This window comes from Acinetobacter sp. YH12140 (assembly GCF_013418475.1).
Taxonomy (GTDB): Bacteria; Pseudomonadota; Gammaproteobacteria; order Pseudomonadales; family Moraxellaceae; genus Acinetobacter; species Acinetobacter amyesii.
Map to the genome: position 1 here is coordinate 1 of NZ_VPBZ01000031.1, position 3,033 is coordinate 3,033.

Here is a 3,033-nt window from a genome sequence, read left to right on the forward strand (position 1 = left end):
TTTGGTAGTGTTTCAAAAAGTATGCTGAAGAAAAAGCCGATTGGATTTTGATAAAATAGAGAAATGCAAATAACTCTAGCAATCAAATGTCCAACCTGCCTCAGTGATAGTATAAAGAAAAATGGTATCAAAGTAGATGGGAAACAAAACTATCAGTGCAAAGACTGTAAACGTCAGTTTATTGGTGATCATGCACTGAGCTATCTAGGATGTAAGTCAGGTATTACTCGTAAAATATTACAGTTGATGGTCAGAGGCAGCGGTATACGAGATATTGCTGAAGTTGAGCGCATCAGTATCGGTAAAGTTTTACGTACTTTAACTGAATCAACCTATGAAATTCAGCCTCAGCAAAGTCATTATGAATCTCTCGAAGTAGATGAGTTCTGGAATTTTGTTGGAAATAAAAAGAATAAACAATGGCTTATTTACGCCTATCATCGAGAAACAGGTGAAATTGTTGCTTATGTTTGGGGTAAACGAGATTTAGCTACAGTCTAACAATTGAAGACAAAGCTTAAACAATTAGATATTCACTACACCCGAATTGCAAGTGATCATTGGGACAGTTTCATCACTGCTTTTAAAAATGGTAAGCAAAGTATTGGTAAATTTTTTACTGTAGGTATTGAAGGCAATAATTGCAAAATAAGGCATAGAATTAGGCGTAGCTTCAGAAGAAGCTGTAATTTTTCAAAAAAGCTTGAAAACCATTTTAAAGCTTTTGATTTAGCCTTCTTTTCTTTTACATCAATAATGGCTTCATTTAAAGGCAGCATACTTTTTGAAGCACCACCAAAATTTTATGTTAAGTAGAGACTAAAAATGCCCTTGATTAAGGGCTTACAAGGGCATTTTGTATAAGGTGTATTATGTTAATTTTAGAATTTCTTCATCTCGATAGGTATAGTAGAGTGATATCTCGATAGGTATAGTGTTTTGCAGTTTAGAGGAGATATCGCGATGCATACGCGGAAGGCAATAACGGAGGCGCTTCAAAAACTCGGAGTCCAAACCGGTGACCTCTTGATGGTGCATGCCTCACTTAAAGCGATTGGTCCGGTCGAAGGAGGAGCGGAGACGGTCGTTGCCGCGTTACGCTCCGCGGTTGGGCCGACTGGCACTGTGATGGGATACGCGTCGTGGGACCGATCACCCTACGAGGAGACTCTGAATGGCGCTCGGCTGGATGACGAAGCCCGCCGTACCTGGCTGCCGTTCGATCCCGCAACAGCCGGGACTTACCGTGGGTTCGGCCTGCTGAATCAATTTCTGGTTCAAGCCCCCGGCGCGCGGCGCAGCGCGCACCCCGATGCATCGATGGTCGCGGTTGGTCCGCTGGCTGAAACGCTGACGGAGCCTCACGAACTCGGTCACGCCTTGGGGGAAGGATCGCCCGTCGAGCGGTTCGTTCGCCTTGGCGGGAAGGCCCTGCTGTTGGGTGCGCCGCTAAACTCCGTTACCGCATTGCACTACGCCGAGGCGGTTGCCGATATCCCCAACAAACGGTGGGTGACGTATGAGATGCCGATGCTTGGAAGAGACGGTGAAGTCGCCTGGAAAACGGCATCGGATTACGATTCAAACGGCATTCTCGATTGCTTTGCTATCGAAGGAAAGCCGGATGCGGTTGAAACTATAGCAAATGCTTACGTGAAGCTCGGTCGCCATCGAGAAGGTGTCGTGGGCTTTGCTCAGTGCTACCTGTTCGACGCGCAGGACATCGTGACGTTCGGCGTCACCTATCTTGAGAAGCATTTCGGAACCACTCCGATCGTGCCTCCGCACGAGGCCGTCGAGCGCTCTTGCGAGCCTTCAGGTTAGAGGCCGTCGACAATGATAATCTGGATCAACGGACCTTTCGGCGCCGGAAAGACGACGCTCGCTAAGCGGCTGCGCGATCGGCGTTCCAAATCGCTGATCTTTGACCCCGAGGAAATCGGGTTCGTGGTGAAAGAAACGGTCCCCATGCCAGCGAGCGGAGACTATCAGGATCTCCCCTTGTGGAGGGGACTTACGATCGCGGCGGTCAGGGAGATTCGAAGGAATTACTCGCAGGACATCATCATCCCAATGACGCTCGTGCACCCGGACTATCTGACTGAGATACTCGACGGGGTAAGGCGGATCGACGATCAGCTGCTGCACATCTTTCTGACGCTCAACGAGGACCTATTGCGTCACCGGATCGCGAACCAGACCATGCATCCTGACCCGAATCGAAATGCGGAGATTCGAGAGTGGCGATTAGCGAATGTCGCCCGATGCTTGGCCGCAAGGGAACGGCTTCCATGCACAACCCGTGTTCTCGATAGTGGTGCACACACCAGCGATGAACTCGCAGCGATGGTGCTCGACGGAATCGATGGGCGCACCTGATCGCCTTCGACGCCTGCGCAAAGCGTAGCGCGAGGGTGGCGGGCTCACGACCAAACGCCCAGAGGTCGATCATCGCAGGGATGTTTGGCTTTGTGGTGCGGACGACGGGACTCGAACCCGTACTCTCACAGAGAAGCAGATTTTCGTACCACCTCGACTTTCGCCGCCGTCTGATGACGTTCGTGGTCTGGACTGTCCCTTCGCCATTGCCCGAAGGCTTTAGGCGCCGCCCGTCCAGTCTCTACACCTTCCCCCGAAGGGGCTTGGCTCGGGATTGGCTTAGGGTATTGCCCGTTAGCGTTCCCCGACTTTGAGCGGTTCTACTCCGCGGATTTCCCCGCGGGCACTCCAATTTTAAAGTCTGCTGCGTCTACCGATTTCGCCACGTCCGCCTTTTTTCGCCGTTCCTAGCGCTCGTGCGATGCACCTATGTTGCACCTAGCGCCGAATCGTTCTTCGTCATCCTGAAAAACCACGTCTCCTAAAGCCTTGCATAGCTTATCTTTTCTCCACCACGAACTTTTTTGGGCACTGTTGCAAATAGTCGGTGGTGATAAACTTATCATCCCCTTTTGCTGATGGAGCTGCACATGAACCCATTCAAAGGCCGGCATTTTCAGCGTGACATCATTCTGTGGGCCGTACGCTGGTACT

The 3,033-nt window shown here is 50.3% G+C and carries 3 protein-coding genes and 1 pseudogene; 3 read left to right on the forward strand and 1 reads right to left on the reverse strand.

The genetic code is table 11. The features are described 5' to 3' along the window. The first annotated feature begins 63 nt into the window (after positions 1–63). The 3 genes and pseudogenes from FTU75_RS18100 (at position 64) to FTU75_RS18110 (ending at position 2,379) form a co-directional block, all read left to right on the forward strand. Positions 64–770: pseudogene (locus FTU75_RS18100) on the forward strand (IS1 family transposase). Positions 771–963: 193 nt separating this feature from the next. Continuing rightward, entirely contained in the window at positions 964–1,824 is an 861-nt protein-coding gene (gene aac(3)-IId, locus FTU75_RS18105; protein WP_000557454.1) for an aminoglycoside N-acetyltransferase AAC(3)-IId, read from the forward strand. A gap of 12 nt (positions 1,825–1,836) precedes the next feature. Continuing rightward, complete coding sequence (locus FTU75_RS18110) at positions 1,837–2,379, forward strand: AAA family ATPase (protein ID WP_000587837.1); 543 nt, start codon at positions 1,837–1,839, stop codon at positions 2,377–2,379. Between the two features lie 407 nt (positions 2,380–2,786). Here FTU75_RS18110 and FTU75_RS18750 read toward each other — a convergent pair. Further along, positions 2,787–3,033: hypothetical protein (locus FTU75_RS18750; protein ID WP_206299284.1), on the reverse strand; the 247-nt coding region annotated here is incomplete at its 5' end.

What these genes read in the sequence shown, in the direction of transcription:
- FTU75_RS18110 (WP_000587837.1), top strand. Translation starts at nt 1,837, where the DNA reads ATGATAATCTGGATCAACGGACCTTTCGGCGCCGGAAAGACGACGCTC.